The sequence below is a fragment of the Rubrilithobacter danxiaensis genome (genome assembly GCF_047272945.1).
GTDB lineage: Bacteria > Bacteroidota > Bacteroidia > Sphingobacteriales > Sphingobacteriaceae > Rubrolithibacter > Rubrolithibacter danxiaensis.
In genome coordinates this window covers 241,605-264,723 of the sequence record NZ_JBKOPS010000002.1, presented here as the reverse complement: position 1 = coordinate 264,723, position 23,119 = coordinate 241,605, and the positions used below count along the sequence as shown (strand labels likewise).

The following is a 23,119-nucleotide window of genomic DNA, read 5'->3' as shown; positions in this document are numbered from 1 at the left end:
AACAGTGCGTTCATTTACGGATAATTGTTCGGTTAAATAATTATCCTTTTTTTGAGTCGGCGGACTGTCTTACTTTCATATTTTCGGGATCCCAGTAAACGATCTTCTTTTGAAAATAACTATCGTTGCAGGCGAGGCAAGGCGCAGCTGCTCTGAATCCAAAAACGGGATCTTCTACCACCGGCTTATTGTCGCGTATTGCATCAAAAAAATTAATGTGATGATCAAGGTGTTCATTATATCCTTCTGGTACTTTAAAACTGACATCCAGTTTTTGAGGTGCTTTTCTGTCATCCTTGCTGTACTGTTGGTTATACTGCTGGAGGATGCTTTCCTGCATCGCTTTCGGATAGGTTTGAAGCGCATCCCACCCCCCAATTCCGGGAGCTTTCGGCATCAAACTATGTTGAACGGTAAAACTATCGCCCCGCATATCCATTACACCTTCTTCACCGACCATTTTAACGGAACTCGTATCCCCCTGGCCGCTTATAAAATTCACACGAAGCATTACCTGGAAAGCTGCGTGCTCTGGTGTTTCAGGATATTCCATAATGGCTGTCATCACATCCGGAACATCGCGTCCATCTTTCCAATGCGACAACTGGCCTGAAGAAAATATTTTATTCGGTCCTTTCGCTCCTGTTATAACATGGATACCAGAAACCAGGTGTACAAACAAATCACCGGCTACTCCGGTTCCAAAATCACGGTAGTTTCTCCACCAGAAAAATTTCTTTTTATCAAAAGGCTGTTTTGGCGCTCCTGCAATATACCGGTCCCAATCTACTGTTTCGGGTGACGCATCGGTAGGCATGGTATATTCCCATGCGCCGAGGGCACTTTGCCTGTCAAATGAAGCTTCAATCATATTCAACTTGCCAATCTCTCCTGCTTTATACAATTCCGCCGCTTTAGCAGTAAGAATGCTGCTCACCCGCTGACTTCCTATCTGCATTACCTTCTTGCTTGACTTATACGCCGCTATTAGCGGCAAACCTTCGCTGATGCGATGAACCATCGGTTTTTCGCCATATACAGCTTTTCCTTTACGAAGCGCTTCTGTAGCAATTCTTGCATGCCAGTTATCTGAGGTAGAAATGATAACGGCATCTACATCCTGCAGTTCCAGGATTTCGCGGTAATCACGGGTAGTAAAAATATTGTTTCCAAACAGTTCTTTCAGATGCTCAAGCCTGCCGGTATAAAGGTCGCAGCCTGCAACCAGTTCAACACCTGGAACCTGTAATGCAGTTTGAATATTATTATAGCCCATAATACCCAAACCAATAGCGGCTATGCGTATTTTGTCATTGGCCGAAATCTTCTTGCTGTAGCGTAATATCCGTTGCTCTGTTCTTTCAGCAGCTACAAGTTTAGTAACAGGATCTGCGGCCAGAATTACTGTGGAACCGGCAAGAAACTGCAAAAACTTTCTTCGTGAGGGATTATTCTTATCAGGCATTGTTTTAAAATATATAGTTACTAATTGGTATCTGTCTGCTGTTGCAGGTCGTGGTTAAAAAGGAACAGCGGGCAAAGCTAAAATTATATACTTTTTACCTTGTTATAAAATATAGCACAGGCAATGAATGTAACTTTTTAGTTCCTGCTTAATCCGAAATTTCAACAAAAACAAAAAAGGAGCCTACTTTCGGCTCCTTTTTAAGCAAACTTACCAACCCTACTACACTGATTTTTATTAAAATTTAATATACAATTAAAGTTATCAGGATCATGGACAGGTGCAACGCTACACATAAACAGGAAGTAAATACGTTCGCCCGAATACCCATGCTGCCCATGTTGGTTATAATGGACGCAAAAAATGAAACCAAACTTATTGCGAGAAATGGAACTACAGGACCACCGAAGGAATATACAAGTAAAAATGTTACCGGTAGAAAAAAGCCTCCGATTATAATTAATGAGCTTATCCACCAGGCCATTGTCCAATTTTCCTGACTATCTGCAAAAGCGTTAAACCGTTTTACAAGATTAAGATTTATTGTAGTATCCACCGAAGGAACTACGGTTGAAGAATGAATTTTATGAGTTGCCATGTCGATTATTTTAACACTACAAAATTGCAGTGATTATACCGCCCAGGAAATGAGGCAAATCACAGTTTTAAGAGACTGTTATCAGAAAACCCAGCCTATTAATAAATCTATGCTGCAGGAATTTCACGGTTATACTTATTCCGGTATTCAACAGGGGATAATCCGGTGATCCGTTTAAAGGTAGTGCGAAATGCCTTTGTATCTGTATAGCCTACATTGTACATAACTTCGTTTACATTTTCACGTGAAGTTTCCAGGCTCATTTTAGCCGCTTCTATCTTAACCCGTTGTATATATTCAACTACAGTATTCGAAGTAGCTTTTTTAAACCTGCGTTCAAAGTTTCTGCGACTCAGAGCCAGCATGGAGGTCAGCTGATCTACTGTAATTTTATCCCTATAATTATTCTCAATAAAGTTCTGCGCTTTTTTTACCTGTTCATCCTCGTGTGTTTTTTGCCCCTGGAAAATAACAAATGGCGATTGACTGCGGCGTTCAATATCTATCTGGAAAGCCTTTGACATGAAAACAGCAATATCGCGGCCTACATATTTTTCAATCAGGTATAAAATAAGGTTTAAGTATGAGAACGCACCTCCACTGGAGTAGATTCCGTTCTCATCGGTAATGATTTTATCTTCCACTAACTGCACATCCGGAAACATCCTTCTGAAATCGCCGGCGGCCATCCAGTGGGTAGCACATTTTCGCCCGGTTAGTAAACCGGTAGATGCCAGCAAAAAAGCGCCGACACAAAGACTGGCTACTTCTGCTCCTGCTTTATATTGTTTTATTATCCAGGGGATAAAATCGCGGTTGTTTTCCAGGTTCTGAAGCATATCTCCGTCCAGGGCCGGAATAATGATAAGATCTGTTTTTGCAATATCCTGCATTAAAACATCTGAATAAACAGTATATATTCCACCAGCTGCCGTTACTTCTTTTGAAAGGCTTATCAGCTGAATCTTAAACAAAGCAGGCCTTCCAATGCTTTTAAGAAATTTATTTACTTCTGTAAATACCTGACGCGGGCCTTCAATGCTGCCTAAGATAGCGCCTTTAGGAACGAGGATAGAGATGTGTTTCATACTTCAAATCTATTAAGAAGATATGTCGCAATCAACCCCATTCTTTGCCGTATTTACACCTTATTATGCACAGGTAAAGACAGTAGGTTTGTATAAATCATTTTGATATTTTTAATATGGTAGAAGTTTTTATAACCAATGTTCGGAAAGCTTCCCATGCAAAAGCACTGGAGGCTTTACTCCTGCAACACTTTCCGGAAAGCAGCATCAATTTCGACCTGGATGATTGCGACAAAATATTACGCATTGAAGGAGGAAATTTCCTGACTGAAAAAGTAGAGGTACTGGTAAAGGAAAGTGGATTTATGTGTGAAGTACTTGAATAAATTTGAATTATACATTCTAAAAATAACAACAATGACAACTATCAATCCGTATGTAAATTTTCCGGGTAATACCGAAAAAGCATTCAACTTTTACAAATCAGTATTTGGAGGGGAATTTCTGGCTGTAATACGTTTTAAAGACACACCCGAAGCTGCCCGGGTACCTGAAGATGAAAAGAACAAAATTATGCACATCGCCTTGCCCATTGGCAATAACATCCTGATGGCTACAGATGCACTGGAATCTATGGGCCATACTATAAATTCCGGGAATAATTATCATATTTCCATCAGTCCGGAAAGTAAAGAAGAAGCGATACGACTATTCAATGAGCTGTCGGAAGGTGGCATTGTGCACGTACCCATTGAGAAAATGTTCTGGGGATACTTTGGTATGTTTACAGATAAGTTTGGGATTCAATGGATGGTAAATTACGATGAGAAAGCAAACTAACATTTGACAATTGACCGATCTTAATTGAGAAAAAGATAGAAATCTTTCTGCTATTTTCGCGAAAATTTAAACTTTTCGTGTACAATGAAAACCAAATTACTTACCTGTCAATCGTTAAATACAGAGATTGCCACACTTCTGCTCCGATTAATTTTCGGAGGCTTATTCGTTTATCATGGATACACCAAATTGATTGCGTTTGATCAGATTCTTGGTATGTTTCCTGATCTTATCGGCATCGGAGCAAAAACGTCTTTTATACTGGTGATTTTTGCTGAATTGGTCTGTGGGTTTCTGGTAACAATCGGCTTTTTAACACGGCTTGCTGTAATTCCTATTTTTATTACCATGGCAGTAGCGTTTTTGATGGCGCATACAAAAGATGCTTTTATGATGAAGGAACTTCCTTTCGTGTTTTTACTCCTGTCTGTTGTGATTTTTATAGCCGGAAGCGGTAACTTTTCGATTGATAAACTGATACTGAAAAAATAGAAATTTCAATAAGGTCAGTAATCTAATTTCTGCCTTTATAACTAAAAATCAAGCTCAAGAAGCACAGGGCAATGGTCTGAATGTTTTGCTTCGCATAAAATAGCTGCCCTTTTCAGATGCTTTTCCATTTCGGCTGTTACCATATTGTAATCAATACGCCAGCCAAGGTTCTTTGCTCTTGCTCCTGCCCTGAAGCTCCACCATGTATAATTATGAGGCTCAGAGTTGAAATAGCGGAAAGAATCAATAAATCCCGAATTGATGTAATTTTCCAACCATTCTCTTTCTTCCGGCAGGAAACCGGAAGAATTTGCGTTTGATTTAGGATTATGAATGTCGATGGGGCGGTGACAAATATTGTAATCTCCGGAAACTACCAGTTTGGGGCACTCCCACCTTAACTTATCAATGTATTCCTGGAAATGATCCAGGTAGCGCATTTTAAACTCCTGACGGATATCGCCGCTGGAGCCTGACGGGAAATAAGTACTCATTACAGAAAACTCTTCGAAATCTGCCCGTAGAATCCGCCCTTCACAATCATACTCATTAAACCCGCATTTATATTCCACGTGTTTTGGTGTATGTTTAGTAAAAATTGCGGTACCGCTGTATCCCTTTTTCTGCGCAGGATTCCAGTAATGCTGGTAGCCGAGTTGCTCTAACAAATAAAGGTCTGTTAACTGATCGGGCGATGCTTTTATTTCCTGAAGACAAACAATATCGGCATTGGTAGCCTGAAGCCATGAAAGCCAGTTTTTGCTAAAAGCTGAACGAATCCCGTTAACATTGTACGTTATAATCTTCATTGCTTAGGCGACATGATTAATTTTTGCCGGAAAACTGCTTTAATGAGTTCCTTTTCAAGCTTACGTGCTTCCCGCTTTTTCAAAACACTTACTTCCATTTTTATATCTTCCAAAGGGCGATCAGCGGTGTTTGTTGGTACTGCAGCAATGGAATCGATCATATTAATACCTTTTACTGTTTCACCAAAAACGGTATAGTTCTGATCAAGATGAGGAGTTCCGCCCACTTTCTTGTAAACTTCTCTTTGCCATACAGGAATCTTACGACCCTGCAGCCGCAACCGCTCTACCTTATCCAATTCTTCATCGGTAAATTTCTTGCCCTGAACCAGGTAAAACTGGCTTGCGCTTGACGCTTTTTCAGGATTATTATCCCGGGCTGCTGCCAACACTCCCTTTTTATGGAAAAGGCTATCGCGAAATTCAGCATCTACTTTGTAACCGAGGTCGCCTTCGCCCAAAACCTGATCTGGGCCGGCATTTTTTGAAGCAGGATCTCCGCCCTGTATCATAAAGCCATTTATAACGCGATGGAACAAGGTTCCGTTAAAAAAGCCTTCCTTTGCTAATTTTATAAAGTTATCCCGGTGTTTGGGCGTTTCATTGTATAAACGTACAATACATTCCCCTTTGGATGTTTTAATGCGTACGTACGTGTTTTTAGGTTTCTTTGCAAAAGCACTTACAGAAACAAGGATTAATACAAAACTGAGTAGCTTCTTCATCTGATAAATAGAAATTTGTTTAGGTATTTGACTGAAGGGATATTAAATGGATTAATTTTCTTCAAAGTAAGTAACTATAAGCGACTTCATCAGCATTTCCTGCTCCAGTAATGTATAATTCGGAATAGGTTTCACCCGTTTCCAGTGCGGCCAGCCATCCTGATCAGACCCTTCGAGTTCATAAAAACCAAGCTCACCTAAAAGCCGGCAAGTTGCAATGTGCATCAACTCTTCTTTTTGGCGTTTGCTGAACTTTCTTGGCCCTTTACCTAATTCCTGCACTCCAATTAAAAAAAGCATCACTTTTATATCAGGAGTATCGGTATCAAAATCAGTTGCTATTCGGCTTTGCAGCGCTTTCCACTTTGAATTTATTTCAGCAGGAGTCATGCACAAAGATAACTAATGCTTAAAACATTGAAACCGGAAAACAAAACAACCGTGCCGTAGTATCATTGTTACGTAGATAAAGCATACTTAATAAGAATAAACTATCCTTTTATTTAGCTTTGCACCTCTTATGAAAGCAATTAAAAAATATTCAAGAAGTATTTTTTCGCTGCTGCTGCTGATTTGTTTTTCGGCAGGTGTAATACCTTTAGATTTCTACCACAACCATACTTTTCAACCTGTAAGCTGCCAGGACACGTTAAAAACGGGAACCTGCAAGCACAAATTACATCTTACTGAAAAAGCTTCTTCCTGCTGGGTTTGTGCCGTTCATTTTGATAAAACTTTTGTTAATGCCTCTTTCAAGCATTCAGCTCAACTTCACACCGTTGTATCGCATTATATTCAAAAAGAGGTTTCAAATCATTTTATTGAATTAATTTTCAGTTCATTAAGAGGGCCTCCCTTAACCTGATCCCTGTTATATTTTTACTAAGGGCATTTCCTGCCCGTTTATTAATTCAATAAATTTTTTTTAAACATGAAATTCAGCAGAATATTCCTATTCAGTATATTTTTATTTTTTTGGCTTCCGTCTTATTCCTCGGTTTTTGTAGTAAAAGGACGTGTGATTGATGCAAGCACGAAAGAGCCGCTTCCCGGCGCAACAATTTCTTTTCCCGATCTGCGCATATCGGTAGTAACTGATGCAAATGGTCAGTTTTCTTTCACAGACCTTCCTGTTAAAGGCAGGTTCCTGCTTGAAGCAAAATACATTGGCTATGCAACCTTTACACAGGTAATTGACCTCTCTTCAACTGTTCCGCTGGAAATACAGCTAAAGGCAAGCGTAATTGAAGCGCATGAAGTTGTAGTAACAGGCACCGCCTTAACATCCGAGAACCGGAAGAACAGTACCAATGTTACTTCTGTAAGTAAGGCAGAACTCTTAAACCGACCTTCGACAAACCTGGTTGATGCTATTTCGAGAACTGCAGGAGTTTCGCAGGTAACAACGGGAGCGGCAGTTTCAAAGCCTGTAATACGCGGATTAAGTTATAACCGGGTGGTAACTCTGGTTGACGGAGCGAAGCAGGAAGGTCAGCAATGGGGCGATGAACATGGTATTGAAGTTGACCAGTACAATACCGGGCGAGTAGAAGTGCTACGCGGAGCTGCCAGTTTGCTATACGGATCGGATGCACTTGGGGGAGTTATTAATATTCTGGATCCGCTTCCGCCTTCGTTAGGCCAGGTAAAAGGTGAAATAATTACAAACTACGCCACTAATAACGGACAGAGCGGCAACTCGTTAATGATAGAAGGAAACCAGAACGGTTTTGTATGGCGGGGACGCGGGTCTTATAAAAATGCATTTTCTTATAATACTCCCGATGGCAGAATTCCGAATACGGGTTATACTGAAACAGACCTTAGCGGACAGATAGGCTTTAATAAAAGCTGGGGCTATACCAATCTCACCTTGTCAAGTTTTAAAAACAAGCTGGGGCTGCCTGAAGTAGAACGAAATGAAGACGGACAGTTTACAGACGAAGAAGGCATTGTCTTTACGCCATCGCAGTTAAAAAGCCGCGACCTTTTTCTCCCTTTTCAGGATGTAAGGCATTATAAAGCGGCATTAAACAGCAATATTTTATTTGGCCACGGACATCTTCGCTCTACCTTTGCTTACCAGGATAATCAACGCCGGGAACTAGAAGAGAGCCGCACCGATCCATCACTCTTCTTTAATTTAAAAACCTTTAGCTACGACCTTAAATATTATTTTTCAACTCTCAAAGGCTGGGAACCTGTTTTCGGAATAGCTGGTTCTTTTCAGGATAATAAAAATAAAGCGGAAGAAAAACTGATTCCCGATTATAATTCAAATGATTTTGGCGCATTCGCCTTTCTTAAGAAAACCTGGAAAAATACCACGTTGAATTATGGGTTACGATTTGATTACCGGCACATAGAGGGCAAACAGATGGAAGAAGATGGTGAACCAAAGTTTACAACATTCTCAAATAACTTTTCAAACCTAAGCGGCGCCATTGGCTTTACTCAGGAATTTACTGATCAGTTGAGTTTAAAAGCGAACCTGGGTAGTGCTTTCCGTTCACCCAATATTGCAGAGCTCAGTGCAGAAGGCGTACACGAGGGAACTTTCAGGTATGAAATCGGGAACGCTTCGCTGAGACCTGAAAAAAGCTATTATGCAGATCTTTCCCTTGAATATGATACCGATAAACTTCATGCGGCTATCAGCACATTCAATAATTACATTGATAACTATATCTATTATCGTCAAAATAATGCTGAACTTATAAACATAGATGGGCAAGAATACCCTGTTTTCAGATACGTACAGGACAATGCCAACTTGTACGGAGCAGAAGCCGGCCTTACCCTTCACCCTGTTGACCTGATCCATTTCGACAACAGTTTTTCCTTTACACATGCCGAAAACAGGGCAACTAATGTTCCCCTGCCTTTTATTCCGGCAGCGCGGTTGAGAAATGAATTACGATTTGAGCCGAAGTTTACTTCTCAAGCTTTAAAAAACCCATATTTATCAATTGAGCTTGATAATGTTTTTAAACAAACCAGGATTGATATTTTTGAAACTCCCACTTCGGCTTATACATTGGTAAATCTGGGATTAGGGACAACGTTTATGTTTGGCAAACAAAGTGTTCGAGCCAATATTTCTGCTAATAACCTGTTTAATAAAGCGTATGTGGAACATTTGAGCCGGTTGAAATATGAAGATATTTTTAACCAGGGAAGAAACATTTCTTTTGGACTATATATTCCATTTACTGTTAAACAGTAATATGAATCAGGACTGATCGGGAAGTGCAAATTGGTGCAAAAGGTTCGAAACCGGACCTTTTTGCGCCAATTTTAACAAGAAGATAAGTTATAAATGACTGTTTTTTTTAAACGATTTATAAAGCTGATATTCGGCCTGTTTTTATACGGCCTTGGCATTGTAATTACCATGAAAGCAAACCTGGGATTTGCTCCCTGGGAAGTTTTTCATTGGGGCCTTGGAAATACTATAGGTATAAGTGTTGGCACTGCAACCATACTGACCGGTTTGTTTATAGGTATTCTTGCAGCTCTTTTGGGTGAAAAGCTGGGATTGGGTACACTTTTAAACATGATACTGATAGGCATTTTTATGGATTTGTTGCTGGCACTTAATATAATCCCTCAAACAAAAGGATTGATAACGGGTGCTGCAGTAATGATAACAGGTTTGTTTACTATTGCGTTTGGTTCGTATTTCTATATCAATTCTGCCTTCGGCGCCGGCCCGCGAGACAGCCTGATGGTTGCCATGAAACGCAAAACAAAATTACCTATCGGGATTTGTCGTGGCATTCTTGAAGTTACCGTTGTTTTTACCGGTTTCATATTAGGCGGCCCTGTTGGCATCGGAACCATTCTTGCCGCTTTTGGTATTGGTTTTTGCATACAGATTGTATTCTCTTTAATGAAGTTTGAAGCAACTGCAGTAAAGCACGACACCATTAACCTGAAACAGCTTTTTAACGTCAGGTATTTCAAAAATAATTAGCGAAAAATGCGTGCCGCTGCCAGATTTCAACATGGGGTTAATTATTCAGCCAGTTCCAGTAAATAGAATGGCTTCTGGTTCACAAAGACTCTTAATAGAATATAGACCGGCTCCTTATTTTATTTTTAAACAAGCTTTACTATCTTGATTAAGATATGAAAAAGATATTTTTTTTAAGCCTTTTGTTTTTAGCTGCTTTTACTTCCAAAGCTCAGGAAAGGACAGATCAAAAGCTAACAGCGAAACTCAGGCAGTTAACAAAAGGATTCAATGGAGATGTTGGAATCTATGTAAAAAATCTAAAAACGGGTTTCTCTGCATCGCTGAATGCAGACAGCATTTTTCCTACGGCAAGCATGATCAAAATCCCTATTATGGTTGCAATAACCGAAAAAGTTGAAAAGGGAGAATTAAATTACCACCAGCTTCTTACCTATTCAGACAGCTTGCTGTATCCCGGCGAAGATATTCTCGGATCTTTTAAAGATGGCGAAAAAATAAAGCTCAGTAAGGTTCAGATGCTAAGCATAACTACCAGCGATAATACCGCAAGTATCTGGCTGCAGAAGATTGCCGGCGGCGAAAACATTAACAACTGGCTTGAGAAGAACGGTTTTGAACACACACGCATCAATTCACGGGTACCGGGGCGGGAACCCGACAGGGAAAAATATGGCTGGGGGCAAACGACTCCGAAAGAAATGGCAACTTTACTGACAATGATCCGACAGGGAAAAGCAATAAATGCTGCCGCCAGCGAACGGATGTATCGGAATCTTATCCGAATTTACTGGGATGAAGAGGCCTTATCTCAAATACCACCTTATGTACAGGTTGCTTCTAAACAGGGCGCATTAGATCAATCGCGGTCGGAAGTAGTGCTGGTAAATGCGCCGCACGGCGATTATGTTTTTTGTATCGATATTAAAAATATGAAAGACACCAGCTGGACACCTGACAATGAAGGCTGGACCCTGATACGGAACCTCTCCCGGCTGCTTTGGAACTATTACGAACCGAATTACGGCTGGAAACCCGCCGAAGGCATTGAAAAGTACAGGAAATAAACAAGGTGTTTTTGATTTTCGAAAACCATTAGGAGAAAACCCTGTAACCTTGATATGAAAAAGATCTGTTTTCTGCTTATAATAGTTTTGTCGGCCAATGCTGCTTTCTCTCAAAACGATACGCTTTCTATTACATTAGAAAATGTGAATTATGCATATCCTGTTAAGTTTTTTAATATAAAAGCTGAAGGACAGGATTTCCGGATGGCTTATATGGATGTGCAGCCGGAAGGCACAAAAAACGGGAAAACTGTCATGCTGCTGCACGGGAAGAACTTTGGAGGCTATTATTGGACAAGCGTTATAAAAGCGTTATCTGCTAAAGGTTTTCGGGTTATTGTCCCCGACCAGATTGGCTTTGGAAAATCCTCGAAACCGTTTATTCATTACAGTTTTCACACGCTGGCAACATTCACAAAAAATCTTTTAGATAGTCTTGGAATACAGAAAACAGTTGTTCTGGGACATTCCATGGGAGGAATGCTGGCTACCCGTTTTGCATTAATGTTTCCTCAGAATACATTAAAACTGGTGCTGGAAAACCCTATTGGTTTTGAAGATTACCGAGCCTTTGTTCCGTATATCTCTACGGAAGAACAATATAAAACCGAGCTGAAAACCACATATGAAAGCGTGAAGAAATACTATCAGAACTCTTACTTTCCGGAATGGAAGCCCGAGTATAATTATCTCGTGGAAATAGCTTCGGGCGTTACAAAGAGTTCCGATTTTCCGCGTTATGCAAAAGTTGCCGCCATGACTTTTACCATGATATACGAGCAACCCGTGGTATATGAATTTCCTTTACTTAAAGTTCCTACGATATTATTTATTGGCAAAGAAGACCGAACCATTGTTGGGAAAGGGCATTTATCTGAAAGCGAGAAAGCAAAACACGGACAGTACCAGCTATTGGGAAAAGAAATTGCTAAAAAAATTCCCCGGGCAAAACTGGTGGAATTTGATGGTGTGGGTCATATTCCTCATATTCAAATACCTGAAAAATTTATACGTTCGTTGCTCGAGAATTTACAATAAACTTGTCACCGCAAGGAACAACAGTCTCAGAATAAATAGCAGTTAAAAAATAAGTTTCAGAATCCAGATCAGCGTAAAATAAAGCAACATAGAAATGCTGCTTATCACCGTCATTCGTGTCATGTTCCTGAAATCAGCGCTTTTCTTATCCACTCTTACTTGAAGCCACCACCGAATGAAGGTGTATGCTACCGGAATTCCGAACAAGAGAAAAAGGTAAAAATTTAAAAGTTGTCCCGCCTGTTTCCAGTAAAAATATACCCCTACCGTTGCCAGCATAAAAAGCAGGCCCGAAAAAACAAAAGATCCTTTGATCCCTAATACAAGGCTCAGAGTTTTATCTCCTCGTTTTGCATCCTCTTCATGCTGGTAAACCTGGGTTAAAGGATATGAAGCACCTATCAGACAGGAGCAGATTAATCCTCCCAGTATAAAATTCCCGGTTATGTTTATTAAGTAATTTAAATCAGATACGCAGTAATAAGTTGTCCAGTAAATAAAACCGCCCTGAAAAATAAACACAATGAGAAAACTGATTACAGGATATTTCTTTAGGCGAATAGCCGGATGACTATATAACTTAGATAAAGTTCCGTAAATTAAAACCGCGAGTAAAAAAGGAATTCCTACCAGAAAACTTAAAACTACAGCAATAATGTCTAATAATATTGAAAAATTATAGAGACTTTTATCTACCTGTGGCGGTTTTTCAAGCAGGGCGATACTTCCTTCATCTTTGTCGAAATAACTGTTATAGCCGTTGCTTGCAGGATAAACGAAAAAATGCCAGATAATGAAAATAAGCAAAGCTTTAACAGGATCTGCGGCCGGCGATTGGCTGAGCGCAAAAACATAAACAGGCAGCAGAAAGACCGAAAAGAAGAGCCTTATATGTAACCACGCGGAACGTGTTGGTATAATCTGCATTTGTAGAACATTAAAGGAGTAACAGCCGGAAAACCTTAATGGTTAAAAATCGTTTTTAATTTACAAAATTTTCAGGATGCGAAGCATTATTTCAGCTATAGGTACAGCAAGCCCTTCTTACCGGTTTCCGCAAAGCGACATCCTGAAATTCATGATTTCGTCACACCGGCTAAATGAACGTGATGCTTTGCGGCTTAAAAAGCTGTATGACGTATCCGGAATTGAGTATCGTAATTCTGTTATTCCTGATTTTGACGGTGTAGAAAAAGAAAGCTCTTTTTTCTTTAAGAACGGAGCGGGCATGTTTGCAAGTACCGAGGAAAGAAGTACCGCATATGAAAATAAGGCCTGTGAGGTAGTTATTAAAGCAGTAAATAATTTGTTTGAAAAGACACCTGCTATTAAACTCCCGGCCATCACCCATCTTATCACCGTTAGCTGTACCGGAATGTATGCGCCCGGATTGGATATCGATCTGGTTGAAAAATTAGGATTAAACTACAGCACTCAGCGCACCTGCATTAATTTTATGGGTTGTTATGGCGCTTTTAATGCGCTGAAAATAGCGGATTATATTTGCAGGTCGCAACCGGAGGCAAAGGTTCTTATTGCCGATGTTGAATTATGCACCCTGCATTTCCAAAATCAAAATACGCTTGATAACTGGATTGCTAACTCTTTATTTGCCGACGGAGCAGCAGCCGTGTTGGTAGAATCGGAATCTGACAGAAGTTCGCCGAAAGGATTTTTACTGGAATCCTTCTATAATGTACTGGTAACGGATGCACGAAACGAAATGGGCTGGCGGATTGGGAACACAGGCTATCAAATGAAATTAACCTCCCACATTGCTAAAAACATCCGTGGTAAAATTCATGAGGTGTCTGATAAACTGCTTTCAATGGCAAAAATTCCTCTACAAAATATATCTCGTTTCGCCATTCATCCGGGCGGCCGGCGCATACTTGAAGTTTGCGAAGAAGCCTTAAACCTCCCTGAAGAGCTTCTGGAAGATTCGTACGATATATTACGGCAGTTCGGCAACATGTCTTCAGCTACTATATTATTTGTTCTTCAGCAGATGTTGGCTAAAACCGAAGAAAAAGAAAAAGTAATGAGTTTTGCATTCGGCCCGGGCTTGACATTTGAAAGTATGATTCTTCAAACCGTTTAATATGCCTGATTTTTCAAAAAGAAGCAGGGAAATAGAAATGATGGATGATTTCGGACTCGGTCCTGAAATTATTCATCCCATTATGGACGAACTTGAAGTTATAAATAAGCTTCTTGGCGGTTATGCAGTATTTTTTAACGCTTTCAAAAAATTGAACTTAACAGACGGCATGTCAGTCAGCGACTGGGGTTGCGGGGGTGGAGACTCACTGCGGCAAATAGCTAAATGGGCACGAAAACACGATATTGAACTGGAATTGGTTGGTATTGATGCAACTGATTCTGCCATAAGCTATGCAGAAAAAAAAGCAATTGCTTATCCGGAAATTAACTTTATTAAGGCAGATGTTTTAAGTAAGCAACTTAAATCAGGGCAGTTTGACATTATCATTTCCAGCTTATTTACCCATCATTTTGAAAATGAAAGCTGGATAAAACTAATTAAAAAAATGAGTGATTGTGCCAGAAAGGCTGTTATCGTAAACGACCTTCACCGTCATTGGTTTGCTTATCATTCAATCGGTGTGCTTACGCGGTTATTTTCCAGATCGCCAATGGTAAAGCATGATTCAAAGGTATCTGTGCTGCGGGGATTTAAGAAACGGGAATTAATTGATTTGCTTGTAAAAGCCGGGATAAAGAAGTATGCTATAAAATGGATGTGGGCTTTCCGCTGGCAGCTGATTATTTATAAAGATTAATCCATGAACAGGAAAGGAAGAATCGTTATTGTTGGCGGCGGACTTTCCGGTTTGATTTCTTCTATTTTGCTAAACCGGGAGGGCTTTGAAGTTACTGTAGTAGAGCAAAAATCTTATCCTTTTCACCGGGTTTGCGGCGAGTATGTTTCCAATGAAGTTATTCCTTTCCTTAAATCACTTGATATTGATACGGAAGAATTTTCTCCTGCCAGAATATCCCGGTTGGCCATCAGTACTGCGGGTGGCGAATTGTTCAGCACAAGCCTTGGGCTTGGAGGATTTGCCGTTAGCAGGTATACACTTGATCATTTTATTTACCAAAAAGCATCGGCTGCAGGAGTAAACTTTCTCTGCGGCCGAAGAGCGACTGATATCCAATTTGCAGAGAACAGTTTTTCTGTTTATTTAGAGGAAGGCTCTCTTGCCGCCGATTTAGTAATTGGAGCTTACGGAAAAAGATCCAAACTGGACCAGAAATTAAGTCGCAGTTTTTTTTATAAGAGAAGTCCGTATATCGGTGTAAAGTATCATATTAAAACAGACTTTCCGCCTGATCTTATTCAGCTGGATATCTTTCAGGGAGGATACTGCGGTACTGTAAAAATAGAAGCAGACCGCTATTGCCTGTGCTATTTATCCCGCAGAGAGAAATTGAAACAACTTAAAAATATAGAAACACTTGAAAAGGAAGTGCTTTTTAAAAATCCCTGTTTAAAAAAACGTTTCTCTGAAGCTGAATTTCTGTTTGAAAAACCAGAAGTGATAAACGAAATTTCATTTGAACAGAAATCACTGGTTGAAGACCATATTCTCTATTGCGGAGATGCCGCCGGAATGATAAGCCCTTTATGCGGAAACGGAATGGCGATGGCAATACATGGAGCAAAAATATTATCAGATTCTATCCAAAAGCATCCTGATTTTTCTATTCCTGAAACACGTGAATTGTTGGAAAAAACATATGAGAGCAGCTGGAAAAAGGCGTTTTCAACACGCCTCATGATTGGAAGAAAAATACAAAAAGTTTTCTACAGTACCGCACTTTCATCCTTTGGAATAAAGACACTTAAGCAATTTCCGTCGCTCTCAAAATATATTATCGGACTAACACACGGGAACGGATTTTTATAGTATTTTGCAGTATGAAATTCCGGGTACTTGTATTCATAAATGCGCTTGCAGTTGCTATTTCGCTCGCCATAATTAATTTTTATTTCCAGCATAGCTGGTTCTATCTTATTATAACTTTCCTGGTTACGCTGGTTATAAGCTTTGTTACCTTTTATTACTTAATTCAGCGATATGTTTATAATAAGATCAAACTGATCTATAAGCTGATTCATAACCTGAAGCTGGGGAAAGACCTGAAAGAAGCGTTGGGCGAATACGTAAGCTCCGACCCGATAAATGACGTGGAACAGGAGGTGAAAGAATGGGCCAAGGATAAAAAGATAGAAATTGACAACCTGAAAAAGCAGGAACAGTTTCGCCGCGAATTTCTGGCTAATATTTCACACGAATTTAAAACTCCTCTTTTTGCCATCCAGGGATACATTGATGCACTCCAGGATGACGGCATGGACGATCCTGACATGGCAAGAATGTTTTTAAATAAAGCATCTCGAAATATTGAGCGCTTAAATTATCTGATCAAAGACCTGGACGAAATATCAAAACTGGAAAGCGGAGAGTTGCCTGTGAATTATCAGAAATTCAATCTTACTGTCCTGATTAAAGAAGTAATTGACTCCTGCGATATACAGGCAAAGAAGCATCGTATTAATTTAGTATTTAAAGAGAAATACGATAATCAAATCTGGGTAAATGCCGACAGGGAAAAGATACGGCAAGTTTTGGTGAATTTAATAGACAATTCTATTAAGTACGGAAAGGAAAACGGCACAACCGCTATAAAAACTTTCGAGCTGCACGACCAGATTTTAGTGGAAGTTACCGATAACGGTACAGGAATTGAAGAACAATACCTGCCAAGGCTTTTTGAACGCTTTTTCAGAACTGAGCAAAGCCGCTCGCGTGAAATTGCAGGTTCAGGTTTAGGCCTGGCTATTGTTAAGCATATTATAGAAGCACATGAGCAAACTATTACCGTTCGCAGTACGGAGGGAATTGGTTCGACTTTTGGATTTACACTGGAAAGAATACCGCATAGTTAACAGTACGTTAAGAAAAGAATAATTAACATTAACTTAACATTAGGAGTTGTAGCTTTACGGACTCATAAAATTTAAAAAATGTCTTTAAACAATATCTTTCAATATTTCGTACCGAAGGATCGTAAGTTTTTCCCCTTATTTGAACAGGCCAGCAGTAATCTTATAAAACTGAGCGAAGCTTTAAGTCAGGCGGTATATACTTCTGATGAAGCTCAGAAAGCAGAATTAATTCGTCATATTGAGGATTTAGAACATAAGGGAGATGAAATAACGCACCAGATTTACCTGGAACTCAGCAAGAATTTCATAACCCCCTTTGACAGGGAAGATATCCATTCTTTGGCTTCTGCACTGGATGACATTGCCGATTACATTCACGGTTCGGCCAGCAGGATGCAACTGTACAAGATAACGGTTATGACTGCCCCGATGAAAAAGATGGCTGATTTGATCGTAAAAGCGTGCATAGATGTTCATAAGGCTGTTTGCGAATTAAAGAACCTTAAAAATATCCGAATTATAACAGATTCATGTGTCCGCATCAATAGCATAGAAAATCAGGCAGATGATGTATTCGATCGTGCAGTGGCTGATCTTTTTGAATACGAACAGGATGCAAGGGAAATTATCAAATACAAAGAGATACTTTCTGCTTTAGAAACGGCAACAGATAAATGCGAAGATGTTGCTAATGTGTTGGAATCAATTCTTGTAAAGAACGCCTAATTCAAAAAAATGGTTACAACCCTGCTGGTAATTGTTGTCGCAATGGCAATTATCTTTGATTATATCAATGGTTTTCACGATGCTGCCAATTCAATTGCTACCGTTGTTTCAACAAAAGTTTTAACACCTTTTCTCGCGGTGCTTTGGGCAGCTATCTTTAATTTTGCTGCTTACTTTTACTTTGACGATCATAAAGTAGCCAATACCATTGCTAAAACCGTAGTAGAAAACTACATAACACTAGAAGTTATACTCGCGGGTTTGCTCGCTGCTGTAACCTGGAACCTGTTAACCTGGTATTATGGAATTCCGTCCAGCTCATCCCATACACTAATAGGAGGTTTTGCCGGTGCGGGTATCGCAAAAGCGCTTTCTGTTGGTGCGGGAGTATTCGAAGCAATTAATGTAGGTCCCATACTTACAATAATCTCTTTTATTGTACTGGCACCTGTTATCGGTATGATAATTTCGGTAATTATCACCCTTATTATTATTAATTTATCCAGATGGTCAAAGCCCTCGTCGGCAGAAAAATGGTTTAAACGATTGCAATTGCTTTCCTCTGCGGCACTCAGCTTTGCTCACGGAGGTAATGATGCGCAAAAGGTTATGGGAATTATTTATGTAGCTATGATAGCCTCTAACGTGATTCCGTCCGATGCACCCATGCCCGAATGGATTCCTATTGTATGCTACTCTGCTATAGCGCTGGGAACAATGACCGGCGGGTGGCGAATTGTTAAAACAATGGGATCAAGGATAACCAAAGTAACGCCATTGGAAGGAGTAGGCGCCGAAACGGCGGGAGCGGTAACTTTAGGAATTACCGAGCATTTTGGAATTCCGGTTTCTACTACGCATACTATAACCGGTTCTATTATTGGCGTGGGTTTGACAAAAAGCGTTTCAGCTGTTCGCTGGGGAGTTACTCTCAACCTCATTTGGGCCTGGATCCTTACCATCCCTGTTTCTGCTACTTTAGCTGCACTGCTTTATTTTGTAATAAGCTTGTTTTAATATCCCTAGAATTTGCTATATTGGAAGTATGGTAACAATACTAAAAAAAGGAACCAGAAAGGAAGATATAGAAAAAACTCTTTCTAATTTAAAAGGTCGCAAAAAATTTGATGCCTATAAGTATTGCGGCGCTATCCGATTGAAAGAAAGCCCATTAGAGATTCAGAAAGCGATGCGGAATGAATGGCAATAACATTTTTCTGGATACAAATATTATTCTTTATTTATTATCAGGCGATCAAACAGTTGCAGATTTACTACACAATAAAAATATCTTTATTTCTTTTATAACAGAACTGGAACTTTTGGGATATAAAGATATTAGCACTGAAGAAGTAATACAAATAGAACGTCTTTTAGCTGATTCATCTGTAATTGATATCAATTCAGAAATAAAAAAAATCGTAATAGGACTTAGAAAATCCTATAAGATTAATCTTCCCGACGCTATCATTGCTGCATCCTCCTATTATCTTAACCTTCCATTTATAACTGCGGATAAAGAGTTATCAAAATTAACCGAATTAGACATTCTGTTATACGAAAAGTAAAGAGAACTAACATTCAAGACTTTTTCTGTGTTGCAAATGATTAAATAACTTCCATTTGTACAAAATCTTCTTTTTTAATCTTCTTCCTTTTCCTGATCCTGTTTATCCATAAAATTACTCCGGTAACCGGAAGAGAAGTTCCAACTATACAGGCAATAAAGGCAATTATTTTTGAGTAGGCACCGAAAATGCTGCCGGTATGTACCGGTTTAATCTTGGCTCTTACTTTCTGACCAAGATTGCGATCAGCGAAAAGTTGTTTACCAACTATTTTACCGCTGTACTGATCGATAAAATACTGATCTGATTCTGTTTCCTTTTTAGTATTTACACTTACAGAAAAAACGGCGAGCGAATCTTTTGGAAGGGATATATTAAAAGCGGAAGCTTCGGGAATGAAGCGATTTATTACTTCGTAAACATCTTCAACTGACGTTTTTGAGCCATTAATAAGTTGTGATGCAGGAGGGTTTTCACGTGCTTCCATATTTGAATTTGTAACAACCCCGATCCCCTTATTAAACCACTTAAACGACCAGGAAAGACCTGTAAAGGCAAATATAAAAAGGAAGATAGCAGTATAAAATCCGAGAACAATATGAAAGTCATTGTTCAACCTTTTCCAGCTTCCGTCCGTTTTAATCTTCAGTCGCTGTAGCAAGATTGCTTTGGTTCTTGGCCACCATAAAATAATTCCCGTCAGCAGAATGAAGAGAAAAATGAAGGTAGAAACGCCTACAATAAACTTTCCGATGCCATCATTTCCGCCTAACAGCCAGCGGTGTAATGCAAATACATCATAGAAAAAAGTCTGCCTGTAATCATATAAATCCACAATCTGCCCTGTATAGGGGTTAACATAAGCAGTTTTCCGCGGCTCTCTCCTTTCAGCACCTTCTTTCTTTTTATCGCCCTTTTTATCTTCGGGCTTAACCACAGCCCGCTTTTCTTTCGCTTCTTGTTTACCCTTCTTCGCTGTATAGCTCACCTCAACCGTACGGAATGGGTCTTTATAAATTTTGATACCCGATATTTTTGCGTCAGGAATTTCCTGTTTTACTATTTCCTGTAATTTATCCAGGGGCAGGCGCTCACCAAGGCTTTCTACATGGTAGCGCCCGGGATTAAATGCTTCCTGCAATTCTTTTTCAAATACAAGTATAGCGCCCGTAAAACAAGCTATCATTATAACCAGGCCGGCTATAAGACTAAGGTAGAGGTGAATGGTACGGAAAAAGACTTTCATAATTTCATTTTATAGGAAAACCGGCCCGAATCGGGCCGGTTGATATACTCAAACTAAACCAATTGTTTCTTAAAACTTATATGCCAATGTGGTTATAAACTGACGGGGAGCAATCGGGTTTACACTGTAATTTTCGTGTACATAGTAATTTAACTCATCTGTAAGGTTTGATACTTTACCAAGGATAGACAGGTTTTTATATGCATAACCTAGTGACAAGTCAATTGTTGTAAAGCCGCTTACAGGAATAAGTCGGGAGCCTACTTGTGTTTGACCAACTGTATTGTTCCAGCCTGCATTCCGTTTACCGGTATAAAATGCAGATGCTCCTACTTTAAGTCCCTTTAGTTTGGTAGTGTTAAATGTATAAAACAAGGTTGTGTTAGCAGTATGGGCAGTATTGTTAACAAGGCGTTCTCCTTCTATGTAACTCCCTTTACTACCCGGCGTTTTCGTGTACCGCATAAAGTTATAGCTGTAGCCTGCTACAAAGTTTAAGCCTTTTGCAAGAGTTCCTGTCAGGTCAATTTCTGCACCATCGCTTGTTGTCTGTCCGGTAAATTCTTTAACATTTGAGTCGAAGTTTTCATTTCCCTGCGAATCAAATTGAGCCTGTTGTGCCAGGTCATTGTTAACTATCCTGTACAGGGTAAAATTCGCGGAAAATTTACCCTCGAGAAAATCATTTTTAACCCCAGCTTCATATTGATCAATAATAGAAGCTTTTAAATTAGCTCCATATATATCTAAGCCTCTGTTAGGAGCAAAGTTGTTGGAATAACTGGCAAATAAAGATGTATTTTTTGTAGGCTGGTAAACCACTCCTAACCTTGGAGAAAATGCTTTTTCAAATTTGTCTCCTGCCGGATTGTTAGTAACCTCGCCGGTAGCAAAATTACGTGTTTTGGCAACAGAAATTTCTTCGTACGACCAGCGTAAACCTGCCAGTACTTTAAATTTTTCGGAAAGACTTATCAGGTCCTGCGCATAATATCCAAGGCGATAGGTGGGTGTTTGTGTTTGTGAAATCATAGGAGCATTTGGCTCATCAGTACGGGCAACGTATTTCGTCGGATGAAGCACATTGATTTTATCATAGGCAGTGGTTAAATCAAACCCATGTGTAGTGTTTAAATATCTCTCTGCATCAGTTCCAACTAAAATTTTATGCTCAATATTTCCAGTTCTAAATTCTCCGGTTAAATTTACCTGGCCTGTGTAATAATCTTCTGAAATTTTAGAACGTGTTAAGTTGCGGCTCCAGTCGCCTATAGTATCTGCCTGAATACGTTCTGTTGAGAAATAATTCCTGTTGAATGCCTGATAAGATCCCAGAAATGTCAATTTCCAGGCTTTATTAAACTGGTGATCCAGGTTGGCTGATACAGTGGATTGATTTACTTTATTGTAAGCCCAGGGCGTATTAAAGTAGCTGGAGCGAGAAATCATGGTAGGTATCTTTCCACCTAAGGAACCAATTCCAAAATCAGGAGTATTGTCGTACTTCAGATAATCCGCCTGCAACAATAAGGACGTTTTTTTACCTATATTGTATAATAAGGATGGGTTAATATAGGTTCTTTTTGATTGCACATTTTTACGGTAGCTGCCAGCATCTTCATAAGTACCAATTAAACGAAACGCTACATCCTTTGTAACAGGCCCATAAATATCACCGGTAGGTTTATATAAATTATAGCTTCCTGCACGTAACGAAACCTCTCCGCCATAGTTAAATTTTGGCTGTTTGGTAACCATGTTTATTATAGCGCCCCCGCTTACGTTTCCATATAATAAAGCAGCGCTACCTTTTAATACCTCGATTTTTTCTAAGGTACTGGCTTCGGGTATTGCACCCGAATTTGCACGTGCGCCATTTTTAAATATGTTATTGCTACCCAGGCTGTAGCCTCTCGCATAAAAAGTTTCTGAAGTGCTGCCTCTCGTAGTACCTAAAGCTACCCCGTTTACATTTTTAAGCACATCACTCAGCCTCGACCCCTGCTGGTCCGCTATCAGCTGACTGTTAACTACAGATATACTTTGCGGCAAATCCATTGGTGCAATGCTCACCTTGCCAACACTTACCGGTTTTTCGTTTGATGTTTTATATCCTGTAATTACTACTTCCTTTAATTGTCCCGAAGTTTCTTCAAGAATGATATCTGCCGTGCTAACCTTACCAGGAATAACACTTACAGTTTTATGTTCGCTTTTTCTTCCGACAAAACTTACCGATATATGATACGTGCCTTCTGTTAGCCCGGTGAACGAATACCCTCCGTTCGCATCCGTGTAAGTAGTTTTCTGAAGCTCTTTCAGGTAAACATTTACGTCGGCTGCTGCTTTATTGTCACTTGTTGTAACAATTCCTTTTATCTGCCCTGTTTTCTCCTGCGCTTTCAATTTAAAATTAACAGAAAGCAGAAAAATAAAAATCAAGAGCAGTTTAGGATTTCGAAGGGTATAGGTTGTTTTCATTATTTATTTGGACTAATTCTTAATTAGCGCAAAAATAAGAATGAGAATTAATATGTCAATAGTTATTTAGAATTATTTTAAATAA

At 39.6% G+C, this 23,119-nt stretch carries 25 protein-coding genes; 16 read left to right on the top strand and 9 right to left on the bottom strand.

Features of this window, described 5'->3' with window-relative positions:
* Positions 1–40: 40 nt before the first annotated feature.
* From ACLCDL_RS03265 to ACLCDL_RS03255, 3 genes are all read right to left on the bottom strand, one after another.
* Positions 41–1,465: a Gfo/Idh/MocA family protein gene (locus ACLCDL_RS03265; RefSeq protein ID WP_423146708.1), complete on the bottom strand. Its 1,425-nt coding sequence runs from the start codon at positions 1,463–1,465 to the stop codon at positions 41–43.
* Positions 1,466–1,709: 244 nt separating this feature from the next.
* On the bottom strand, positions 1,710–2,063 hold the full coding sequence (locus ACLCDL_RS03260) for a hypothetical protein (protein ID WP_423146706.1): 354 nt from the start codon (positions 2,061–2,063) through the stop codon (positions 1,710–1,712).
* Positions 2,064–2,170: 107 nt separating this feature from the next.
* On the bottom strand, positions 2,171–3,151 hold the full coding sequence (locus ACLCDL_RS03255; RefSeq protein WP_423146704.1) for a GlxA family transcriptional regulator: 981 nt from the start codon (positions 3,149–3,151) through the stop codon (positions 2,171–2,173).
* A gap of 116 nt (positions 3,152–3,267) precedes the next feature.
* Between ACLCDL_RS03255 and ACLCDL_RS03250 the strand changes: the two genes are divergently transcribed.
* The 3 genes from ACLCDL_RS03250 (at position 3,268) to ACLCDL_RS03240 (ending at position 4,423) form a co-directional block, all read left to right on the top strand.
* A complete protein-coding gene (locus tag ACLCDL_RS03250; RefSeq protein ID WP_423146702.1) occupies positions 3,268–3,477 on the top strand; it encodes a hypothetical protein in 210 nt (69 codons plus the stop codon).
* Positions 3,478–3,508: 31 nt separating this feature from the next.
* The gene (locus ACLCDL_RS03245; protein WP_423146700.1) at positions 3,509–3,931 is read left to right on the top strand and encodes a VOC family protein; all 423 of its coding nucleotides are present in this window, start codon (positions 3,509–3,511) and stop codon (positions 3,929–3,931) included.
* Between the two features lie 84 nt (positions 3,932–4,015).
* Complete coding sequence (locus tag ACLCDL_RS03240) at positions 4,016–4,423, top strand: DoxX family protein (RefSeq protein WP_423146698.1); 408 nt, start codon at positions 4,016–4,018, stop codon at positions 4,421–4,423.
* Between the two features lie 41 nt (positions 4,424–4,464).
* On the opposite strand, the gene ACLCDL_RS03235 is transcribed toward ACLCDL_RS03240, so the two are convergent.
* From ACLCDL_RS03235 to ACLCDL_RS03225, 3 genes are read right to left on the bottom strand one after another with little or no spacing between them, the layout of a single operon-like run.
* Positions 4,465–5,232 (bottom strand): exodeoxyribonuclease III, encoded by a 768-nt coding sequence (locus ACLCDL_RS03235; RefSeq protein WP_423146696.1) that lies wholly within the window; start codon positions 5,230–5,232, stop codon positions 4,465–4,467.
* Positions 5,229–5,957 (bottom strand): peptidylprolyl isomerase, encoded by a 729-nt coding sequence (locus ACLCDL_RS03230; RefSeq protein WP_423146694.1) that lies wholly within the window; start codon positions 5,955–5,957, stop codon positions 5,229–5,231. Before ACLCDL_RS03230 ends, ACLCDL_RS03235 begins: the two co-directional genes overlap by 4 nt.
* A gap of 51 nt (positions 5,958–6,008) precedes the next feature.
* Positions 6,009–6,347, bottom strand: coding sequence for a hypothetical protein (locus ACLCDL_RS03225; protein ID WP_423146692.1), 339 nt, complete (start codon positions 6,345–6,347; stop codon positions 6,009–6,011).
* Between the two features lie 130 nt (positions 6,348–6,477).
* Between ACLCDL_RS03225 and ACLCDL_RS03220 the strand changes: the two genes are divergently transcribed.
* The 5 genes from ACLCDL_RS03220 (at position 6,478) to ACLCDL_RS03200 (ending at position 12,038) form a co-directional block, all read left to right on the top strand.
* Positions 6,478–6,822 (top strand): hypothetical protein, encoded by a 345-nt coding sequence (locus ACLCDL_RS03220; RefSeq protein WP_423146691.1) that lies wholly within the window; start codon positions 6,478–6,480, stop codon positions 6,820–6,822.
* Positions 6,823–6,888: 66 nt separating this feature from the next.
* Positions 6,889–9,183, top strand: coding sequence for a TonB-dependent receptor (locus ACLCDL_RS03215; protein ID WP_423146689.1), 2,295 nt, complete (start codon positions 6,889–6,891; stop codon positions 9,181–9,183).
* 93 nt (positions 9,184–9,276) lie between these two features.
* On the top strand, positions 9,277–9,933 hold the full coding sequence (locus ACLCDL_RS03210; protein ID WP_423146688.1) for a YczE/YyaS/YitT family protein: 657 nt from the start codon (positions 9,277–9,279) through the stop codon (positions 9,931–9,933).
* A 155-nt stretch (positions 9,934–10,088) separates the two neighbouring features.
* Complete coding sequence (locus ACLCDL_RS03205) at positions 10,089–11,000, top strand: serine hydrolase (protein WP_423146686.1); 912 nt, start codon at positions 10,089–10,091, stop codon at positions 10,998–11,000.
* Between the two features lie 54 nt (positions 11,001–11,054).
* On the top strand, positions 11,055–12,038 hold the full coding sequence (locus tag ACLCDL_RS03200; protein WP_423146684.1) for an alpha/beta fold hydrolase: 984 nt from the start codon (positions 11,055–11,057) through the stop codon (positions 12,036–12,038).
* A 42-nt stretch (positions 12,039–12,080) separates the two neighbouring features.
* On the opposite strand, the gene ACLCDL_RS03195 is transcribed toward ACLCDL_RS03200, so the two are convergent.
* Positions 12,081–12,965 carry a UbiA family prenyltransferase gene (locus ACLCDL_RS03195; protein ID WP_423146683.1) on the bottom strand — a complete coding sequence of 295 codons (885 nt, stop codon included), beginning with the start codon at positions 12,963–12,965 and terminating at the stop codon, positions 12,081–12,083.
* Between the two features lie 76 nt (positions 12,966–13,041).
* On the opposite strand from ACLCDL_RS03195, the gene ACLCDL_RS03190 reads away from it, so the two are divergent.
* The 8 genes from ACLCDL_RS03190 to ACLCDL_RS03155 all read left to right on the top strand — a co-directional run bounded on the left by ACLCDL_RS03190 (position 13,042) and on the right by ACLCDL_RS03155 (position 19,307).
* A complete protein-coding gene (locus ACLCDL_RS03190) occupies positions 13,042–14,139 on the top strand; it encodes a type III polyketide synthase (RefSeq protein ID WP_423146681.1) in 1,098 nt (365 codons plus the stop codon).
* Position 14,140: 1 nt separating this feature from the next.
* Positions 14,141–14,839, top strand: coding sequence for a methyltransferase domain-containing protein (locus tag ACLCDL_RS03185; RefSeq protein WP_423146679.1), 699 nt, complete (start codon positions 14,141–14,143; stop codon positions 14,837–14,839).
* A gap of 3 nt (positions 14,840–14,842) precedes the next feature.
* A complete protein-coding gene (locus tag ACLCDL_RS03180; protein ID WP_423146677.1) occupies positions 14,843–15,970 on the top strand; it encodes an NAD(P)/FAD-dependent oxidoreductase in 1,128 nt (375 codons plus the stop codon).
* A gap of 11 nt (positions 15,971–15,981) precedes the next feature.
* Entirely contained in the window at positions 15,982–17,013 is a 1,032-nt protein-coding gene (locus tag ACLCDL_RS03175; RefSeq protein WP_423146675.1) for a sensor histidine kinase, read from the top strand.
* A 78-nt stretch (positions 17,014–17,091) separates the two neighbouring features.
* Complete coding sequence (locus ACLCDL_RS03170; RefSeq protein WP_423146673.1) at positions 17,092–17,739, top strand: DUF47 domain-containing protein; 648 nt, start codon at positions 17,092–17,094, stop codon at positions 17,737–17,739.
* Positions 17,740–17,748: 9 nt separating this feature from the next.
* The gene (locus ACLCDL_RS03165) at positions 17,749–18,756 is read left to right on the top strand and encodes an inorganic phosphate transporter (protein WP_423146671.1); all 1,008 of its coding nucleotides are present in this window, start codon (positions 17,749–17,751) and stop codon (positions 18,754–18,756) included.
* 28 nt (positions 18,757–18,784) lie between these two features.
* Positions 18,785–18,949, top strand: coding sequence for a hypothetical protein (locus ACLCDL_RS03160; protein WP_423146670.1), 165 nt, complete (start codon positions 18,785–18,787; stop codon positions 18,947–18,949).
* On the top strand, positions 18,936–19,307 hold the full coding sequence (locus ACLCDL_RS03155) for a type II toxin-antitoxin system VapC family toxin (RefSeq protein ID WP_423146668.1): 372 nt from the start codon (positions 18,936–18,938) through the stop codon (positions 19,305–19,307). The genes ACLCDL_RS03160 and ACLCDL_RS03155 overlap by 14 nt, the downstream gene beginning before the upstream one ends.
* 40 nt (positions 19,308–19,347) lie before the next feature.
* Here the strand turns inward: ACLCDL_RS03155 and ACLCDL_RS03150 are convergent, their stop codons facing one another.
* Both ACLCDL_RS03150 and ACLCDL_RS03145 read right to left on the bottom strand, forming a co-directional pair.
* Positions 19,348–20,553 carry a PepSY-associated TM helix domain-containing protein gene (locus tag ACLCDL_RS03150; protein WP_423146666.1) on the bottom strand — a complete coding sequence of 402 codons (1,206 nt, stop codon included), beginning with the start codon at positions 20,551–20,553 and terminating at the stop codon, positions 19,348–19,350.
* Positions 20,554–20,622: 69 nt separating this feature from the next.
* Positions 20,623–23,034, bottom strand: coding sequence for a TonB-dependent siderophore receptor (locus tag ACLCDL_RS03145; protein WP_423146664.1), 2,412 nt, complete (start codon positions 23,032–23,034; stop codon positions 20,623–20,625).
* Positions 23,035–23,119 lie beyond the last annotated feature (85 nt).